Here is a 20,474-nt window from a genome sequence, read left to right as displayed (position 1 = left end):
AGGAGCGACGATGCGTACCCGTAAGAAAAGTAACCATTTTACCCGAGGTGGCCAAGTCACCTTCCATTCCATTCGAATGTTCTTTCAAGTCAACAACACCCTCATCAAGTTCATTGGTTTTGGGATGTTATTGGCTACCCTCGCACTAACACTGTGGCAAGCTCCGCGTCACGCCTTTTGGGGGGAGTTCTATTACTGGCGGAACATTTTATACGCTAAGTTCGGCAAACCATTAGACAGCTTGGTGACCACAGTGTGGGACGGTGAGCGCTACCAGTCCACGCTCGCGTCTCAGCTTGAAAATGTCGTGCTTCTCGATATTCACGCCGAGGTGTGGCGAAACTTCCAAGTCTATTATCTCGTCTCGATGTTGGTCGGATTCTTCATCTTTTATCTGCTGCAGCGTTTTTTCAAAGAGCAAGGCGAGAAACAGAGTGAAGACTTTCATGTGCGTGGTTTTCGCCTGGTTGAGCCACAAGTCTTAACCAAGATGCAAATCAAGCGCGCTAAAGTGAACCGTAAACGCGGTTATGGCGATGGCACCATTTCTAAATTTAAGATTGATGGCCATGCGCTGCTCAAACAATCGTTTGAGGTGCAACATCTGCTCATCGATGGCACCACAGGCGCGGGTAAATCAGTGATGATCCGCAAACTGGTGCGATGGATACGAGCGCGTGGCGACAAAGCCATCATTTACGACAAAGGGTGTGTGTTCACCAGTAAATTCTACCGCCCTGAGACCGACGTCATATTGAATCCGTTTGATGCTCGATGCGCGAATTGGGACGTGTGGTGCGACGCGAAAGACGCCCCCGACTTTGAGAACATGGCCGCGGCCCTCATCCCACAACACGGCGATGGCGATCCGTTTTGGGTTGACTCAGCGCGCACCATTTTTTCATCCACCGCCTTTCGCATGAGCCAGGACAATAAACCCGCGACGACCGCACGCCTATTGAGTTTAATTTTGACCAGTGAGCTTGAAGCGTTAGGTAATTTTCTTGAAGGCACCGAGGCGGCCGCCCTGGCATCGAAGGACATCAAGAAAACCGCGATTTCCATCAAATCGGTGTTGGCCACCTACATGAAAAGCATGCGTTTTTTAGACGGCCTTGATGATGAGCATCGAGACCAAGCGCTGCAGAAGAAGTTTTCTATTACAGACTGGGTGCAAGACGATAAGCAGACCGGCTTTTTGTTCTTATCGAGTAACGCGCAGCAGCATGCGTCACTTAGGCCGCTCATCTCCATGTGGTTGGCTATCGCGTCCAACGCCATTTTAGGATTAGAAGCCGATGAAGACCGCCGCATTTGGGTCTTGATGGATGAAATGCCCAGCCTTCACAAACTGCCAGAATTGGGTTCCATCATAGCCGAAGTGCGAAAATTTGGCGGGTGCTACTTAATTGGTATCCAATCGTACGCGCAGTTGGTGAAAACCTATGGCAAGAACGCCGCCGATGAGATGTTTGATTTGTTGAACACGCGCTTTTTCTTTCGTGCTCCTTCCGCACAAATGGCGCAAATCTCTTCCAAAGACTTGGGGGAGCAAGAAGTCGATATTTCTAAAGAAAACGTGTCGTACGGTGCGAACACGCTGCGTGATGGCGTGTCATTGGGCCATCAAACGGTCACAAGACCGGTGGTCTCGCCGAGTGAGATCCAAGCTTTGGATGATTTGCAGTGTTACCTACGCACGCCAGGCGTTGACCTCATCACCAAACTGGACTTGGAGTTCGATGTCATGAAAGACATCTGCCCATCATTCAACAAAAGAAGCGTGACATTGTCACAGCCTATGCAGGAGGCCTATGCCCAAGCCACCTACTACGAAAGCGTCGCACCGAGCCTTCACCTATCTAAAGAAGAGCAGCAACCCCTTCTCGACCTGCAACAAGCCAAGTTCGATTCAAAAGAAGAGATGCTCAACGAGGCAAGCCAAATGAAAGAAGCGATGCAAAGTGACACCGTGCAAGCGATGGTCGAGTCAAAGGCTCAAGACAATCACGAGTACCAGGAGCAAGCGCAACGCACCATTGAAGAGCAAGCCATCTCGCCGGAAATAGAGATGGAAGCGGGCGATATGGTTGAATAGCGCACCAAATAGTCGAGAGCCACACAAGACAGAAATAGGTCATTGCATCCCAAGTCTATTAGGTATTTTCATGTTACCGAGTTTGTCTAGATTCATCTTCGAGACCTTGGTCGTCTCGCTCTTATTTTCCGCACTTTGTCTTATGCAGATCACCGAGAGTCCATTTCAATGGACGCAACTTTTCATCGCGACCACGGGCTCTTTATTACTGTATGGTTTGAAGCGCCTCGTGGTGGTTTTTGTTAAAAAACGCCCCAACACGCCTCACTACATTGTACTCACCTCTACAGGATTCGCTTTACTCCTGAGCATCAGCATGGAGTACTCGTTATTTGGTTTATTGCATTCGATAGGCCTGACTTGCTTGTACTTGGCACTCATCGTGTCAAAAAGTGCACTGACTCAATCTTAGTTACTATTAAACATTTAGTTATAGTGCACTAGAAACGTACATAGAGCCTTATCATCACTATTCAAATCCTTGCAATGGCAAGGCTTTGTAATTCCGTCTCCCGTTATTACCACCGCTCAGTTTTGCTGCTAGCGGCGATTTGCGTTGCACAAGGAAAATACTCATGCTTTCTATTAGCCCATTGAAATCCGCTTCTGGCGCTGCCAAATATTACCTCACCGAAGAAACCCCCAAAGACCTACCTGACGTCTCTTTAGAAAAAGACGTGGGCGATAACTATTACCTCAAGGAAAAAGGCCAGGGAGAAAACACCTTCTGGCATGGCAAGCTGGCCATCGAAGCGGGACTGGCGGGAAAGCCCGTAGAGCAAGCCACCCTAGAGTCGGTGCTCTCTGGCAACCTGGGTGGTGAAACCATTAAAGGGAAACGAAATGATCATAAATCGGGCTTCGACCTGACCTTTTCTGCACCTAAAACCGTCAGCGTTCTTGCGCTTGTAAGTGGCGACCATCGACTTATTGAAGCGCACAATAACGCAGTGAAGTTCGCCTTAACAGAACTAGAAAAAGACGTGGCACAATTCACTACCATCAACAAAGAGGGAGCACGCGAGTTTCACAACACCGACTCGATGATATTCGCAGTCGTGCGCCATAAGACCAGCCGTGAAAACGACCCACAGGTCCACTCTCACGCGCTAGCCGCTAACATGACGCGCGATCAAGAAGGAAAACTTCGCACGCTTGCATCCAGCCTAAAACAAAAAGGGGGCGTGATTAACGGCACTGGCGAGCGCATTTACAACTTCCAAAAATACTACGGTATCTTGTACCAGAGCCAATTAGCTAAAGAGGCAGAAACACTCGGTTATTCCACGCGAGGCGTCGGCAACGGTCAGTTCGAAATCACCGGTGTCCCTCAGCCTATTCTTGATGCGTCATCCACTCGCAAACAACAAATTGACCAACGCACACTCGATTTAGGCTTTGACTCTCGCGCGGCGAAAGACGTAGCAAACCTCGATACTCGTAAAAGCAAAACCTACCAGAGCAGTGACAGCCTCAACAAACAGTGGCAAAGCACCGTAAAAGAGCAAGGGTATGACCCCGCAGAGCTTGTCACCATGGCGCAACAAGTGAAAGAAGCGCAAAACACCCCACCACTTGGTAAAACCAAAGCCGCCATCAGCAGAGCCATTGACCATCTAGGGCAATACAGCACCGCGTTACACCTAGAAAAAATCATTGAACTCACCGCCTCAGAGTTCACCAAAGGCGGCGTGCAACTCAACGCCCTTGATATCAAAAAAGTCGCGGATGAAATGATTAAACAAGGCGACTTGATAGGACTCAGTCAAAAAGGGCAATACACCACCAAAGGCTTAATTGATAACGAGAAAGCGCTTATCGACAGCACACAAGGACGGGCGCATCACATGCGTACACACGTTGAATCCAGCACGCTCAACAAGCTCGCTATCCCTGAAAGCCAGCAGCGCCTATTGACTGACCTGTACCACTCCACCAAACAGTTCCATGTGGTGAATGTACACGGCTCATCACAAAGCATTGCGCAGCAGCTACTCAATGTAGGCAATCACAGCGGTAAGCGTGTCCAATTGGTCTCCCAAAGCGTGAAAGCCAAGACAGAGGGCATGGAGAGCGTACAGCGTAAGAGTCAAACACTCAGCGCTTGGGTTGGTCAGCTCTTTTCACCAGAGCAGCGCCACACTACCCACAGCTTATTGCAAAGCGATACGCCGCTGACCAATAAAGACGTCTTGCTCATCGATGACGCCCATAAGATGAGTGCCAATGAGTTGTTGGCCCTCACCGATAAAGCCAAACAATCGAGCAGTAAAGTAGTGATGCTTAACCGCGTATCAAGCCGCCAGGGATTTAAAGCCAATAACGCTATCTCGCTGTATCAAAAAGGCAATGTGGAGAGTCATTCTTGGGTTAGCAAGCGAGCCAGCAACACCAACGTGAAACTGCATGACAATGATACCGATAGGATAGCGCGGGTGTACTCAGGCCTCCCCGATAAAGCCAACACGCAAGTGATTGCCACTTCCAGCGTCGAGCAGCGGCGGCTAACCGAAGCGATACGGGGCCAACTGAAAAATACCGGCGCCCTCGCCAGACACGAAACCACCCTATTCACTCAAACCCCTCACCACCTCTCCAAAGCGCAACAACCCCTCGTTCAACACTACAAACCAGGCATGACACTCGCCCATTGGGAGAAAAACAAACCTCAGAGTTTTGTCATCGCCAGTATCGATAAAGAGAGCAACACCATGACCGCACTCAGCAAACGCGATGGACAGTCACACACCTTTGACCCGTCCAGTCGCGCCTTTAAGCACATGAAGATGCAAATCAATAAACCGCAAAGTCTCAACATCGCCCAAGGCGAACGCCTTCGAACGTTAGGCAAACACTTCCCTGCTGGTTTGGACGCGAACCAAAGCTACCTTGTCACTCACCTTGACAAAGAAAGCCTCACGCTTGAGAGCAAAGGGGAAACGCAGCGCGTCAACTTAGAGAGCCTAAAAGACGCGCCGCTGCAATACGACTACGTTCACGGCGCCCACCATATTGAGCCAAAAGCCCATACCTTGCTGTCAGGCAAAGCATTTACCCTATCTAAGCCCCTGATAAGCGACCTGACTGAAAAAACAGAGCGCCTTGATATCTTCACCGACAAACCAGACAAAGCCCAAAGCGCACTTGAGAAAGAGCAGGTCTCCCCGTCAGCCATTGAGCGTGTACTGCAGACGCAAAACGTCAACGACCGCTACCTAAACGACGCCACCCAAGATTTGCTAAAGCAGGATGTCAGTCAGGCACTGTCAGCACTAGCCAAAGCGCAAAACGCCCCACTCATCGAAAAAGCGGTCAGCTTTGCCCTGAACCACCTCTCAGAGCGAGAAGCGGCTTTTAGCCAAAAAGCCTTAGTAGTGGAAGCGGTGCGTTACGCCTTTGAAGAAGCCGGAGGCTCTATTACCAAAGAGCAGGTTGAAACAGAGCTGAATAAACGCAGCAACACCCTCTCTGCAGAGTACAGTGACGGCACACGCTGGACGACGCAAGCCGCGCTGGAGACTGAAAAGCGCATCTTACAAAACATCGATGATGGTAAAGGCCAACATCAACCTTTTGCAACGCCTAAGCAGGTGCAAGACTTTCTCGATACCAAGCCTCGCTTAACCCAAGGGCAAAAGGACGCCATCACCCTTATCTCAACCACCAAGGACAGCTTTGTGGCCATCCAAGGGTTAGCCGGTACAGGTAAGTCCACCATGCTTGAATCCAATATTGAACTTATCCAGTTAGTCAAAGAAGCCAGCCAGCAGCCAGAGCAAAGCGTCATCGGTCTTGCGCCCACTCACGCAGCGGTAGCAGAGCTCGAAAGCAAAGGCGTGAAAGCGCAAACCCTGGAAAGCTTGCTCTCTGACATCCGACAAGGCAATCGAGAAGCCAGTGACTATCAACACACCTTGTTCTTTCTCGATGAAAGCTCCATGGTCAGCAACAAGCAAGCCGATGAGTTCACAAAGCTGGTCAATGACAGTCAGTCCAAAACAGCCAAATTGGGCGATAAAGAGCAGCTTTTATCACTCAGTGCCGGTAAACCCTTTGAGCTGGCCATAAGCCAAGGCCGCATCGATACCGCTTACATGACCGATATGGTACGTCCACAAAATGACACCCTGCACAATGCACAGCAAAACACCATTGATAAACAGCCACTCAGCGCCCTAGATAAACTCCAGCAGCAAGCCCCTGATACTCAAAGCAACAGTCAACATGTCATTTCCACGTTGGATGAAAACGACAAAGACCGACGCAGAGCGCAGCTCACCGCCACAGAGAAGCTGCCCTACATGGTCGCCAAAGACTATTTAGAGCGCACCCCCGAAACGCGAGACAACACACTGATTATCGCGTACACCAACCAGGAGCGAGACACCATCACCGAACACATCCGTGTCGGTTTGATGAAACAGAGTGAGTTAGGCAAAGAGAACGTCGTCGCAACCCGGCTACGCTCAATCGGCGCCACGGGTGAAGAGCTCACTACCATGATGCCGTATCAAAAAGGCTTGATATTGAGCACCAGACCCGGTGAGTACGCGACAATCACTCACGTTGACTCAGAGCATGGCGTGGTGACACTTCAAGACGCAGCGACAGGTAAGACTAGGCCATTCTTACCGCGCAACCGTGACCACCGCTTCACCACCCTGTTCTCTACGTCAGAAAAACCACTCTCAACGGGCGATAAAATCATCACCCGTTTTACCGATAAAGAGCGCAGTATCAAAGCCAACGTGGAGTACCGCATCACGCAAGCGACTACAGACCGTGTTATCGCTCAATCTAAGACAGGACAAACACTCAACCTTAACCCTAATGCGCTTAAAGACGGGCACTGGGACTACGCTTACAGTCGAACCGCAGACATGGCGCAAGGGTCCACCTATCAACACGTCATTAGCGCGATACAAAGCAAAGGCGCACTGACCAACTTAAGACGCGCCGGTATCGATGTGACTCGTGCCAGTCAGCACATTCGGCTCTATACCGACAACACAAAACAATTGGTCAAAAGCTGGCTTTCTAAAGAGAGCCATAAAGCCAGTGCGATAGAAACCCTCAACCAAATTCCACCCAAAGACACCACCTACTTTAACCGTAATGCACTCCCTCATGAGGACGTCCGGTTCCAAAATAAAAGCGGTGACTTTGACTACAACACATTTAGGGAGCACATCAATACGCAGCTACCAAAATACACCGAAAGCCTCGCCATTCAGTTATTAGGCCAGCCGAATCAATCCAAATCAGACCGGGATTATTTAACCTTTGGTATTGGAAAATCGGCCATTAAAGTCACCTTAACTGGAGAGCATCGCGGGTATTTCAAAGACTACACCACAGGCGAAAAAGGCGCATTGATTAACCTAATTATGAGTCATAAGGAAATGAATTATAAAGCCGCAATGAATGAAGCGCACAAGATGCTCAATGAGCCGGATAAATATCAATTAGAGGAAAACAGTAAACACGACAAATTACTGAGCACCACCCCAAGGCATATTGCGCAGTTTGAAGAACGGGCTAAAGATTATATCAATCAAAGCTTACCGATGGATAACACGTTGGCCCAAACGTACTTAAACAAGCTCGGTGTCAATAACATTGAAAATAACCAGGTTAAGTTCCACCCAGCGGTCTATTCATCCGAAGATAGATCTCTTCATCCTGCGATGTTAACCAACATCCACAATAAAGAAGGTGAAACTAAAGCCATTGAAGTGACCTATTTAGACACTCAAGGAAATAAAGACACCTCCCTAGATATTAACCCAAGAACCCTAGGCACAAAGTCCAAACAATTAACCCAATTCCATCAAGGAGAGAATTTAAACACCACCATCATCAGTACCTCGATTGAGAACTCTTTCTTAATTCGAGACCAAACCCAAGGACAGATTGATATTATCAACGTCAATCATAAGAACGATATTCAAAACATCTCTACCGATGAACTGAGACAGAACATCATTATTGTATTAAATCACGGCAACCACGATTTAAACCCGAACAACATTGAAAAAATCGTCGAGAACTTTAATGGTCGAGACATTCAATTCATGTCAGATGATAATCTTAAAGAGGACATTAAATCGTGTATTGATAAACTAGAGCGAGATAAAAGCGCACATAGCCTTGAATTAAGTGAGACGTACACTTCTCATCAAGAGAGCGAATTAGACACCCTCAACTATAATGAGAAAAAAGAAACCGACAGCCAATCACTCGACCACTTTGAGCCAAAAGAATATTCACCTCAACAAGAGATGGCATTGAATCACTCAGAGAAAGAGAGCCATTGGGAAGACAGAGAAATCGACAGAGAGTTAGAGCGATAATATAAGGGTAGCCAGTGGCTACCCTTTTTTTTCGCCTTCAAGATACTCGTCGACGCTTTTATCAACCAAAGCGGTGTTGGATTTTCTTTGCTCAATCGAATCCGCTTTGTTCTTATAATAACTCTCACCATCAAAGCTATGCGCCAAATTTAAATTTAGCACGCCTTGTACCTGCCTAACTCTACGATACGTTTCTTCCATCAACTCACGGTTCGACGGCCGCTCATCGTCACTGTCATTCAGTTTGATGCGCAACGCTAAGGTAAAAAGCTGACGAGTTGCCTCGGCATCACTTAACTTTTCTCTGTCTCTGAATTTCTTAAAATCTTGCTCTAGCTTCCCTCGAAGGGAGCTTTGTAAAGGGTAAGAACGTGACATAATTTAGCTTTTTCTCCTCAATGAATGTCAATGAAGCCCACCTTTAAGCCCCAATGAAATCCAATAAATTCTCAATGTAAACCCATTGTACTTAGTTTCAAAAAAACCGCTACAACCTTACTGCTAAAGGGTTAAATGACAATTCAATTAAATCCCATTGAATTTAGATTAAAATCACCACAATCCCTTACACAGAAAGGCGTCAATGATAATTCAATGTGATTACATATTTTTACACTGGGATTTTAGCGGCTAATTAGTTGAGATTTTGAAAATTTTTTCACGCTCTACTTTGCCTTCAATACCAACTGTAAGCCATTGTTTTTATTGTCTTTATATTTCTCACAGACAACCATTCACATTGAAATCAATGTGCCGTGGTGTGTGGTCACCAACTCAACTAACCAACAACTCAGAACGAATGATCTGAGTTCCTTAATCAAACGACGGGAAAAACTGACAGCGAAAGACAAAAGCCGACCAGGTGGCGAATGAATCTGACGAACGAGGGATGCGGGGGATCTGGAAATTGAAGGAAGAAAGCGAGAGGAAAAGCTGAAGGCTTTGCACCGTTATGGTGCGAGGCCTTTTATTGAACGTTCATCTTAAAATAAACCGATTGGACTTTTTGGATGTATATTTTTCTGGCGTTCTCGGTGCGTTTGGAAAAACCCGCATTATACGCGCCGACGCTGTTCCAGTTATAACCATGACTAGAAAAATTAGAACTTAATACCCACGCGCCAAGATGAACATTAAAGCAAGGATGATAGATATTTGTTTCATTCACATTAAATTTGGATAGTCTAACAAACCAATGGGAATTGATTTGCATCAATCCAAAGTCACGACTAACCACCTCACCGACTCTATTTTTATTTTCATTGTACGCGTTCGGCTTTAGGCTACTTTCTACCGTGGCAATGGATTTTAAAAGCTGTGGATCGACATTATAAAATCGCCCTGCCTCATCAAAGCAAAAAGCCCAACTGAAACACGGCGATAACAACGAAAGATAAAGTAATGGTTTCATCATAAAAAAGAGCCCTAATAATAGGACTCTCATTTTATGCCATCCCATTGAGATATCAATATTCACAAGGTAATAAAATTGTGGTCACGCTGCGGTCACGTTCAGTTATTATCCAAACCGATTGATCACAAATCGTATAATTCGATATCACTCTCTCGCCTGTTTTGGTTGCTTCGTCATTGGTGATTTTATCTTCAATGCAAGTCTCTCCCCAATCTCCACTTTGGTGACGCTGCAAATAAATCGACAAGTTAGCACCGACATTATTATCTAATAACTGCTCAATACCTTGCGTATAGACTACTTTACCCAACGAAAACGGCACGGCCGTACAAACGTAACATTTTGCTTTCGTTTCTTCTCTATCTTGTGTAGCATTCAGAATGTTCATTCGAATATTCACCATAATTGACTTGAACATGCCTTGATATTTGATGGAACAAATATCAAGGCGCTTTAATTTTCACGTTTAATAAACGTCTTCCGTTTTACGAATGTGATTAAACACTTCATAAATCTCATCGTATGAAATGCCATAGCCTTCGAGCTTTTCCACACAATCACAAATATCATTTGTGTAGAAACATTCGTGATTAAATAACTCACGGCGAATGATCGCCTTTTTCCCGTTCTCTTTGATATCTTCGGCGATCCCTTCTTGAGCGATGGAATCTAAACGAGTCATTAATTGCTTGGCATTATCAACTGGGCAAATTAACCCCATACCTAGTGATGCGTATTTCACGCCCTCTTTTTTTGCCTCATCGAACTGTTGATTAGAAAAAGCAAAGAACGCCCCAGCATCATTAAAAGCCTGAGTTTGTTTGTCTTGAATATAGTGTGAGAGATATTTCATTATTTAAGTCTCCATTTTATAACTAAGGGGTATCAAGTCTTTATACTTCGATATATTGATGGCTATCTGTCACCCATCCCATGACGACAGCACGACTATTCAGCCCTACCTTATTTGTTTCAGTAATCACATGACCTCTCGCGATGCCTTGCCCCCAGTACGGCTTATTGAGTTCTGTTTCTGGGAATAAAACCGTCAGTTCTAGCCAAACACTGGAATGCCTGGCTCTTGCTTTTACATGAGCTGCAATCACGACAATATTTTCCACAGATGTTGCTCCTGATAGGGCAACATCACGACTTGGCTCTACTAGTTGCAGACGCTTAGAGATATCATTTTTTGGTGAGCTTTCGTGCTCCAGCGGCGAAACGCTGGTCACTGAATTTGAATTAGAGAGAGTTAGGTTTGAATTTTGTTGCGCCATGAGGATTTTCCTTTTGTTTGAGTATCACTTTTCGGAGCCGCTTGGCTGTCCGCTCTCTCACCATCGTTCTGCTTTGCAAGGGCGCGCAGCGTTCATCTACCCTTGCAAAGCAGGTTGTGGGGAGAGACGGTTAACAGCCTGCGAGTCCGTAAATGATGCGAGTGAAAGGAAATCGGCGCATAAGAAAACAAGCCTTACTCGAACTTATTCAAAGGCAGGGAAAGCAACGAGGAGGAACGACGAGGCGCAACGAACGCAGTGAGAGGAGTGCGTTCAGGATTGCAGCGATATCCTTTTAGATAGGGACTGTAGAGAGGCACATTCTGGAGCGGCACGCAGTGACTCACCAGGGTGATGCCACTCTTAGGCCATAGATGAAAGATACAAGCGAAAAGCCTTGCCCCGTAGGGGTAACGCCCAATCCAAGCCCTTATTACGACGCTGTGCTTCAAATCCGCTTTAAACGATCATCATAAAAAACTCGTCAATTGAGCCCTATCAGCCACGCAACCACAAATTGACATCAATACACTGCAATACAATCAAGCATCGAGTCAATGGGCCTACAGTCCTCCTGAGAGCCAGCTTGACGACCGCTTGCGGTCGAGCCTTTGGCTCAACGTCTTTTAGCGCGACCACAGCGTTCAAGGAAATCACAAAGGAAACTAATGCCTCCAGGCTAAGAGGCATCTCATTCGGTTTTAATCGAATAAAGTAATGAGTCTTTTTGTCACAAAGACCGCGTTGGGCGTCAGTTTACGCACCCACGCTTTAGAGTATCGTGACCATTTAAAACCGTTACTTTTTAATTTTTTGCGCACCTCTTCGGCTGGAATACCGTCAAATGAAAACTTAATGCGGCCCTCTTCTTCGTACAGCTCCCAAGCCGTCCCCATTGCCTCGCCGTTACCCTGTAATGGCGCTTCGTTGTGCAACGCTTCCAAGTGCTCTAAACGCTTTCTAGTTGTTCGGATATTGGCATTACTATTCTGTAGTGCGTATGCATCAAAGCCAAACTTTCCAAAAAACTCACACGGGCGTAATAATTTTTTTGCTCTTTCTTCTGTCTGTCCGTGTGTATTAACCAAATATTCGATCTTGTCTTCCTCGGTCATATGACTAGAGCGAACGATCTTATTAACGGCTTTCATGAGTTCATGACTTTTAATCAAACCCTCGAGCTTTTTCTTCAATTTTTCAACCGCTTCTGGGTCGTCTGACGCGATACCGGCAGAGCCTACACTATCAGCGCGACGGCTCAGATATTCCGCTTTATCCTGAGCCTCTACGCTTTTACGCATGTTGGTATTGATGCTCTCCGCGTGTTTACGGTGCTTCGCTTCTGAATGGTGACCAACCAGGATTGGCTGACCGAACGGTAACATTTTCCCTAATGTACTCGCGGTATTAAATCGCTCATTAGAGACCGCTGCCGCTTTAGCGGCGCGCTCTTCTAATCTATCGCGCTTCGCTTCTTGTCGCTCTTGATAGTCTCCCAGCGCTACCACTTTTCGGGTGTTATCTTGTGGTGGCGGTGTTGGCTTTTTCTCATCACTGTTAAGCGGGGAAAGATAACCGTCAATCAATGCCTTTGTCACTTGCTCAAACGTAAAGCGCACTTTAGACAAGCCCATCAATTTTGTATCAGTCACAGCAGCGTAATAGTGGTTCAGCGTTGGGTGATCCGCATCAATATCATGTCTAAATCGCTCCAAGTCACCATTATCAAACTCGATATACATCATCGTCTTGGTGTAACCGTTATTGCGGCCCACTTCCATAGCTTCTTGACTTGCTTTTTTGTTGTAATCATCAAGGGTGTACGCATTGCCATCAGATAATAAATTGGATTCACTCCAATCAATAATCACTTGCTTCACAACGGCGGTCTTTTCCAGGTGTACGTATTGGTCGAACGGGGCAAGCTGCACCGGCTCTTTCACTTCTTCGGTGCCCTCCACTTCTGAGCATTCCCCCTCAATAATCGTGCTTTGCGGTTCCTCTCCATCCAAAGAGAATGTCATCACCACATCATTAGAAAAATGATAGATACAATCACAGACCTGCACTTTCACTAGAGCGCCTTCACGGATGGTTAATAAAATAACCATGTCGCTGTAGTTCTTTTCGTACCAATCCCAAAATTCGGATTTATCCATCGTGACAGGCTCATTACTTCTAAAGCAATCATCCATCCCCATTGACTGAGTTTTTAAGATCAACGTGTCAGCATATTCCAACAGCTTCGTAATTTTAGCCTTCGCATTTTTACGCAACTTATGACCAGAGAAGCGCTTCAAAAATTCATTCTTGGATGAGCCTGACGGCTCAAACGGGGATACGTTTGTCGCGGATTGAACGTTAGAAGCTGTTGATGGATTAAGGATTGAGTCTGTCATAAGTTTTTCCTTTGATTAATTTTTCATTCCCGTTGTCGCCTGACTGCTCGACCCAAAATCACGGTTCATCAAAACAAGGGCGCGAAGCGTTCATATACCCTTGTTTTGGGGGTTCTGATTTGGGACGTTAAGCAGGAAGACCGCGACACGGTAATGAGAAATCAAAGGAAAAAAGACAGGCGAAAAACAAAATCCATCTTACAGATTCTTTCGTTCAGTCAGTGAAAGGAGTGAGGAGGCACGACGAGCGGCAACGAGGAAGAATGACGAGGCGCAGGCGTTCAGGATTGCAGCGATATCCTTTTAGATAGGGACTGTAGAGAGGCACATCCTAGGGCGGCACGCAGTGACTCACCAGGGTGAAGCCACTCTTAGGCCATAGATGAAAGATACAAGCGGAGAGCCTTGCCCGAAGGGTAACGCCCAATCGAAGCCCTTACCATGACACTGTGCTTCAAATCAGTTTTAAACCGTCATAATAAAAAAGCCGCCTATCAAGCCCTATAAGGCAAAAATCAACAAAGCGACACCATGACAAAGCAATATAATCAAGCATAGAGCAAATGGGCGTACTGTGGTACTGAGAGCCGTTTTGACGACCGCTTGCGGTCGAGCCTTTGGCTCAACCTCTTTTAGCGCAGAAACCCAAGCGTACACAGCAATCACGAGGTAAAAAAAATGCCTCTAGGATAAGAGGCATTTCAGAAAACATATTTGAACATTAAACGTTGATATGACTGCCAACCCAAAACGCGGCACCGGCTACCGTCGCAATCATCGTGAAGGCTGTTGCAATAATGAGGTTTTTAAGGGAACTCACTTCATTACGAACCGTATCGATTTTATCTGAAAGCTCATTGCGAACCGTGTCGATTTTATCTGAAAGCTCATGACGAACCGCTTCGATCTTCTGATCGAGTTCTTTACGCGTATCATTTAACTGCTCTTGAGTGGCAGCATGAGCGGTTAGGTTGATCAGCTCTTCAACGCTTAATGTGACTTTGCTTGATTCAGACATAATAGAAACCTTATTTAGTTGTCTTTAGTTTACTGCATTACGTTACCGAAGTCATTCACGCCAGAATAGGCGTGAATGAGAAACATTTTTCACCAACTAATGGCTATATCCAACCACGCTCCGCAAACGACACCACATCTTCAAAAGACACAACGAAGTGATCGAGTACTCGAATATCAACCAAGGCTAACGCGTCGGTCAGTCGTCGAGTAATACGTCGATCGGCTTGGCTGGGTGTGGCATCACCGCTGGGATGATTATGATAAAAAATGACTGCACTTGCATTTGTGGCCAGTGACTCCTTGACCACTTCACGCGGGTAAACGGATGCGGCGTCAATGGTGCCGTTAAACATCTCTTTTGTGCGTAAAACTCGATGCTGACTATCAAGAAAGATCACCCCAAACACTTCGCTTTCATTGGAGGCGAGTGAAGTCTGACAAAATGACTTCACCAATTCAGGGGAGTTGAGTGGCGTCTGCTCTGACACAAACAACTTAGATTTTAAAATGCTCGCGGCATGGTTCAAGATATCTTTTTCTTCTACAGAGAAAAGGCTGTGATTAGAGTAGTTAGCAAGTACAGACATAATAGATCCCTTTTAATATTTAAAGTCGTGATGGGCGGCGCTCAGTCCGTGTTATTGGCCATACAAGCTAGTCAGAAGGTCTTTCGCTATTTCTTGATGCTTAGCGGTCGTTTCAACGTTTCTCTCTTCTTTTTTCGCGTAGGCATAATCTTCTCGCATCTGTTTCACAGTCGTCACTCGGTCACATACGCTAATGCTCACCCCTTTTCCTTTCTGGCTTTCCTCCAAGATCAAAGAATCGGTATAACCAAACTCCTTAAGTAAAATCTCATGCACTTTGACCGCTCGAACAGTCGAATTAAAGTCAGTGGAATTTACCCAGATAAGTCCTTTTGAAACCGTAGCTGAAACAGTCGAACGAACTGCACGTTCAACGATCGGACTAGAGATATCATTTTTTGGTGAGCTTTCGTGCCCAGCGGCGAAACGCTGGTCGCTGAACATCGATTTAGAGAGAGTTGGGCTTGAGTGTCGTTGTGCCATGAGGAGTTTCCTTTATGTTTGAGTATCACTTTTATGGAGCCGCTTGGCTGTCCCTACCTCAAACAGGGTTCTTCTCTGCAGGGGCGCGAAGCGTTCATTTACCCTTGCAGAGAAGGTTCTGATTGAGGAGGGTTAACAGCCTGCGAGCCCCATCAAATGATGCGAGTCGAAAGGGGAGTCGGCACATAAGACAACAAGCCCTTACTCGAACTTAATGGATGTCAGTGAAAGGAGTGAGGAGGTACGACGAACTGAAATGAGGAAGAATGACGAGGCGCAGGCGTTCAGGATTGCAGCGATATCCTTTTAGATAGGGGCTGTAGAGAGGCACATTCTGGGGCGGCACGCAGTGACTTTCCAGGGTGATGCCACTCTTAGGTCATAGGTGAAAGATACAAGCGAAAAGCCTTGCCCGAAGGGTAACGCCCAGAGCAATAGCACCAGAACATTTTATTTTCAGTAATAAGTTAAGAAGGAATAAGGAATAAGGAATAAGGAATAAGGAATAAGGAATAAGGAATAAGGAATAGTCTAACAATGAGATTTATTTAAATATATTTCATTTCATCGTCAGTAAATTACTTGAATGGAAATTCTCATTTCTACTTTGTCGAATGTGATTTTGCCGGCTTACTCATGCCTCTCATCATCTTAACGACATTAACTATATCTTCATTAAGTAGAGCAGCAATCAAGTAGTAGATACTATAGACAAACACGTCATAACAAAACTCGACGCCAGCTAAAAAGCTGCCGTCGAGTTTTTCCTATTTTTTACTGAGTACAGCTTGAATCGCTTCATCTAATTGAGTCTGAACCTCTTTCGACAATCGACCAAACTCATATGAGAAGTTACGTCCCTTCACTTTCTTGCGGGCGAACATTCCTTTGCTGTCGAACTGGGCGAGGGGAGTTATTTCGACTTTAGCGGCCTCTGCTCCTTGCTTGGCTTCTACAATTTTCAACTCATATTTTATGGCAGTAATAATCGCATCTTTCTGGTCCTTTACTGAATATTCAGCCTGAATATTGACAAGTTTTTTGTCTATGACATTCAGAAAATGCATTAACGCTTCGTTGTCTTCGCAGACCTTCATCACTTTAGCTAGCAAACTATAATCGGGGTGAGATAGGGCATTTGAATCAGGAAATACTTGCACGAGTCTTTCATCAATACATGCCGCTTTGATGGCTTTACTGACACCCGCCTGGCTTAACCCGACACGCTGTGCAATCTCAGCTTGAGTTATCTCACTATCGGCTTTTTTAATTGTGAGACACTGTAAACCAATCTCACGTAAGTTATGCTCTTTCGCAGTTTGTAGTTGCTTGGCTAACGCTTTGGCATCTGCCGTTGAAATATCATCTTGAGTGACAAGAATGCGGAAGCTTGTGATCTTTCCTTCTTGAAGTAAGAACCATGCTCGGCGTCGAGAGCCATCAAGTACATCAATAAGGCCATCGACTTCACGACCAACCGCAGGGTAAAACTGCTGGAACTCTAGAGAGTTTAAATCTTCTAATGACTCTCTTGTTAGCAAAGACTGATCACGTCCGTTCACATCGAAAGTAACCACAGTGCTCAGCTTTACCTGTTCATAAGTCAGGGTTACTTCATTGAAAGTCGCAGTGCTTCCAGATGAAAGTTGCCACACCATTTTCTGACCGACCGACTCTATACCGAACTTTTGCTGTAGATACTCGGCTGCATTATGGCCACTTTTCTCTAATTCTGTATTGAGTTGTGCTGTTAGGGTTTCTAAGTTTGCTTTAGCCGCTGATTGCTGTGCTTGAGCAGAGCCAGGAGTATTGCCTAAAGGGCTACCGCCGCGTTTTTTTGCCATTATTTGTTCTCCTGTACACGCCAAACGTTGAGAATATCGCGCAAGATCTGACTTGTAACTTCATAGCTATTTTGCTGCGCGCTTTGGAAGGTAGCTTTACTTTTCGGGTATTCACTTTTCGACATATCAAATACCGTCGAGAGTAAGGAAGAGGACTGACGAACCGCTTCACTATGTTTGAACTCTTTTGAGTACAGGTAGGGAGATAAGTGGTCGTACAGATTGTTCATAAGTTCTGTGGTCGTTGAGCTATCACGATGGTTAGTCAGTAATATTTTCATGAAGTCATAGCCTTCATGGTTAGCGTTCTCTAACAATGCCCATACTTGAGGAATGTAACTGAAGTAAGAGCAGGTAGCATCAATATCATTTTCGGTAATCGATAACGGGAACACCACATTGGTTGCAGCAAAATACGCGTTAAAGGTCGCATATCCAAGTGAGGGTGGGGTGTCGATAATGATGATATCGAACTCATCTTTCACGCTCTCGATGATATCTTTAAGTAAAGAGTACGGCGACGCTAAAGTTTGGCTAAAAACTTTTTCATGAAACCAACCTTCCATTGCCCTGTCACTTTGCGCAGCAGGTAAGATACGTAGGTTTGGAATAGTAGTTTCAAGGAACGCTTCAGAGATGACTTGCTCAACAGTTTCGCCTTCATCAAGGTCGAATGTTTGCATAATCAGATCACCAACAGACAAGTTACCTTCTTGATCCGATTCAGGTGCATAGTACATCGATAGCGTAGCTTGACCATCCATGTCAATTAAGCCGACACGGTATTCTTGATGGAACTCGGTTGCTAAACCTGAAGCGATAGTTGCGGCAGAAACGGTTTTTCCGACACCACCTTTTTGGTTTTGGATAACCATTACTTGTGTCTTTTGCTTCTCACTGCGTACAAACTTAGGGTCTTTACGTAAATTATCAGGTAGCAAATCCCGAACCTTGTACATTTCAGCAATATCAATCGACCATTGAGATTCAGCATGACGTCGAGGGTCTATATCTGCAGCAGTAACGTAACGGTCAAGCGTTTTAGCATCAATATTAAGGTAAGTGGATGCTTCAGCTCGGGTAAAGTTACGAAGTTCTTTACGGTGATTGGCTAATAAACGTTGGTTACGACGTTGAATATAAGCATCGGCACCCGTTTTAAGCGCTTGAAATGTCGTAGTAGTGTGTTGGTTATCCATTTCCGTCTCCATGTAGGAATTAGAAATAGTATATACCTCATTTTTTGAGGTTGGTAGTAAAAATCAAGGGATTATCTATTTTTATCACTTTTTACTATTACATTAGACGCTAATAACTTGACCTTCATTGAAGGCCAATTATTTTTCAGTGAAAGAAGCAAGTTTAGTCGTATAAAACTAATGTCGGTGGACAATAGTTATTAGAGCTATTCTGCCGCTTAACGTCACTCCCTGCTCATTTTGAGAAAGCCGAAAAACAGATTAATTCGCAATGACTTAATCTGACAATACAATGGGAATTTAGAGGCCAATAGGATTGAAGGTAACAATTTTTTAGTGTTTGGGCCTAAAGACTAAAAACCTGTTACCTGAAGATTATGTATCTATAAGCTCCATCCGATGATAGAAGATGGAATCAAACTGCATATCTGTCGGCATAACAATGATCCCCATTCTAACACTTTCGATAGCCAACTTATGGTGTGCACTAAGTTCTCCGTTAACTGGATAAGAAAGCACTATATTAAATGCCTCCTTCGCTAACGAAAGCATTGGGTTATCTGGAGCAGGCTCAGCTGCTAGTTTAGCACGCTCTTGAGCTTCGCCTTTGTTGTCACTTTTTTGTTTCCACTCAAATAGAAACTCAAGTGCAACGATACTTTTACCACGATATCGGGATTTATAACCATAAGACCCAGTTTTCTCATCAACAGAAAATGAAAGCTCTTTTTTCACCTCTTCATTTGATGAAAGCTCTTCAATTGGCTTACGTATACATCGCTCGAGGAAGACCTTGTTGTTACTGTAACTTGACTTAGTTAATTTACCCTTTTCATCGAGCAAGCCAAATAATCCATGCAACTGCTCAATAGACTGCTCATGCAACTTCATACCAGGCTTCTTAAAACGAGATAAAATACTATACAAACGCTTTGAATGTTCTGATTTTAAACTTCGAAAGGAGAGATGGTTTATCTGAGCATGACCTGCAGACTGTGCAAGGTACGCATCCATGAGTTCAGCGTTCGGCACCATGATTAATGCGCCTTTCTTATAAGCGACTCGACTAAACAGTGGCATGAAATCAAACTCTTGTTCAGAGTCATTCATAAGACCTACCTTTCGGGAAGAAAGACGTTTCGCCATGGGTTTGAGAGTTGGATAAAGTTGCTTTGCTGATAGACCAAACCACTCTTTTAACACTTCAGATTGAAAAGTGTATTCGGGAGCGTAAACATGCCGACCTTCTTGGTACGCAATCCAATGATCTTCATGTAAGCGAGACAAGAACAATGCAAAAGTATCATGCTCACGTGCTGTTAGGCCAAGTTGACTAAATACAAGAGCATGACTTTTCTTAAAAAAGTCATTTGGCAGTTCTTTATAATCTTCCGTTGTGATTAGCTGGCGATGATCCGTCATAGTAATTAGCATCAGGTAACAGGTTTTTAGTGTTAAATAAGGATAAGACTAAAATACAGTAACCTCAAGAAGAAAAAACAGGCTCATGTCACTAAAAATCTGTGACCTAAAGACTAAAATAACGATCCGAGACACTAAATTTTAGTTACCAACAGACTAATAAAAAGATCCTTCAGACTAAAAATAAGATCAAACAGACTAATAAAATGTTACCTTTATGACTCTATCCTTTTGAATTTAATAGATTAATAGGTCCTTATATAATCTATATACTTTATAGACCATATAGAGGTTATATACTGTTATAGAGAATGTGGATAATGTGGATAATGTGGATAAAAGTAAGCTAAGTATTTCAAAGTAAATACAAAAAGCTTG

General features: G+C 44.9%; 14 protein-coding genes. 2 read left to right on the top strand and 12 right to left on the bottom strand.

The genetic code is table 11. The features are described from left to right. The first annotated feature begins 10 nt into the window (after positions 1 to 10). Both traD and traI read left to right on the top strand, forming a co-directional pair. Positions 11 to 2,098, top strand: coding sequence for a type IV conjugative transfer system coupling protein TraD (traD, locus tag AB6E51_RS20700; RefSeq protein WP_102466532.1), 2,088 nt, complete (start codon positions 11 to 13; stop codon positions 2,096 to 2,098). Between the two features lie 575 nt (positions 2,099 to 2,673). Then, positions 2,674 to 8,451 (top strand): conjugative transfer relaxase/helicase TraI, encoded by a 5,778-nt coding sequence (gene traI, locus AB6E51_RS20695; RefSeq protein ID WP_372140096.1) that lies wholly within the window; start codon positions 2,674 to 2,676, stop codon positions 8,449 to 8,451. 18 nt (positions 8,452 to 8,469) lie between these two features. On the opposite strand, the gene AB6E51_RS20690 is transcribed toward traI, so the two are convergent. The 12 genes from AB6E51_RS20690 to AB6E51_RS20635 form a co-directional block, all read right to left on the bottom strand. Beyond that, positions 8,470 to 8,829 (bottom strand): hypothetical protein, encoded by a 360-nt coding sequence (locus AB6E51_RS20690; protein ID WP_017085512.1) that lies wholly within the window; start codon positions 8,827 to 8,829, stop codon positions 8,470 to 8,472. A 589-nt stretch (positions 8,830 to 9,418) separates the two neighbouring features. Continuing rightward, a complete protein-coding gene (locus tag AB6E51_RS20685; RefSeq protein ID WP_029203027.1) occupies positions 9,419 to 9,862 on the bottom strand; it encodes a lytic transglycosylase domain-containing protein in 444 nt (147 codons plus the stop codon). Positions 9,863 to 9,917: 55 nt separating this feature from the next. Next, complete coding sequence (locus AB6E51_RS20680) at positions 9,918 to 10,253, bottom strand: hypothetical protein (protein ID WP_016766862.1); 336 nt, start codon at positions 10,251 to 10,253, stop codon at positions 9,918 to 9,920. Between the two features lie 78 nt (positions 10,254 to 10,331). Next, entirely contained in the window at positions 10,332 to 10,718 is a 387-nt protein-coding gene (locus AB6E51_RS20675; protein WP_016799661.1) for a hypothetical protein, read from the bottom strand. Between the two features lie 40 nt (positions 10,719 to 10,758). After that, positions 10,759 to 11,142, bottom strand: coding sequence for a hypothetical protein (locus tag AB6E51_RS20670; RefSeq protein ID WP_016799662.1), 384 nt, complete (start codon positions 11,140 to 11,142; stop codon positions 10,759 to 10,761). A gap of 701 nt (positions 11,143 to 11,843) precedes the next feature. After that, complete coding sequence (locus AB6E51_RS20665; protein WP_372140094.1) at positions 11,844 to 13,541, bottom strand: DUF3560 domain-containing protein; 1,698 nt, start codon at positions 13,539 to 13,541, stop codon at positions 11,844 to 11,846. A gap of 721 nt (positions 13,542 to 14,262) precedes the next feature. Further along, positions 14,263 to 14,559, bottom strand: a complete 297-nt coding sequence (locus AB6E51_RS20660) for a hypothetical protein (RefSeq protein WP_016799663.1) — start codon at positions 14,557 to 14,559, stop codon at positions 14,263 to 14,265. Positions 14,560 to 14,662: 103 nt separating this feature from the next. Then, positions 14,663 to 15,148 carry a DNA repair protein RadC gene (gene radC / locus AB6E51_RS20655; protein WP_016799664.1) on the bottom strand — a complete coding sequence of 162 codons (486 nt, stop codon included), beginning with the start codon at positions 15,146 to 15,148 and terminating at the stop codon, positions 14,663 to 14,665. A gap of 51 nt (positions 15,149 to 15,199) precedes the next feature. Continuing rightward, the gene (locus tag AB6E51_RS20650) at positions 15,200 to 15,631 is read right to left on the bottom strand and encodes a hypothetical protein (RefSeq protein ID WP_017085169.1); all 432 of its coding nucleotides are present in this window, start codon (positions 15,629 to 15,631) and stop codon (positions 15,200 to 15,202) included. Between the two features lie 767 nt (positions 15,632 to 16,398). Beyond that, positions 16,399 to 17,475, bottom strand: a complete 1,077-nt coding sequence (locus AB6E51_RS20645) for a ParB family protein (protein WP_016799666.1) — start codon at positions 17,473 to 17,475, stop codon at positions 16,399 to 16,401. Next, positions 17,475 to 18,674, bottom strand: coding sequence for a ParA family protein (locus AB6E51_RS20640; protein WP_076678497.1), 1,200 nt, complete (start codon positions 18,672 to 18,674; stop codon positions 17,475 to 17,477). The genes AB6E51_RS20645 and AB6E51_RS20640 overlap by 1 nt, the downstream gene beginning before the upstream one ends. A 375-nt stretch (positions 18,675 to 19,049) precedes the next feature. After that, a complete protein-coding gene (locus AB6E51_RS20635; RefSeq protein WP_016799668.1) occupies positions 19,050 to 20,096 on the bottom strand; it encodes a replication initiation protein in 1,047 nt (348 codons plus the stop codon). Positions 20,097 to 20,474 lie beyond the last annotated feature (378 nt).

Origin of the sequence: Vibrio sp. 10N.247.311.47 (assembly GCF_041467535.1) — a bacterium.
Taxonomy (GTDB): Bacteria; Pseudomonadota; Gammaproteobacteria; order Enterobacterales; family Vibrionaceae; genus Vibrio; species Vibrio crassostreae_C.
The sequence above is the reverse complement of the archived record's forward strand: the minus strand, read 5'-3'. Positions and strand labels throughout refer to the sequence as shown.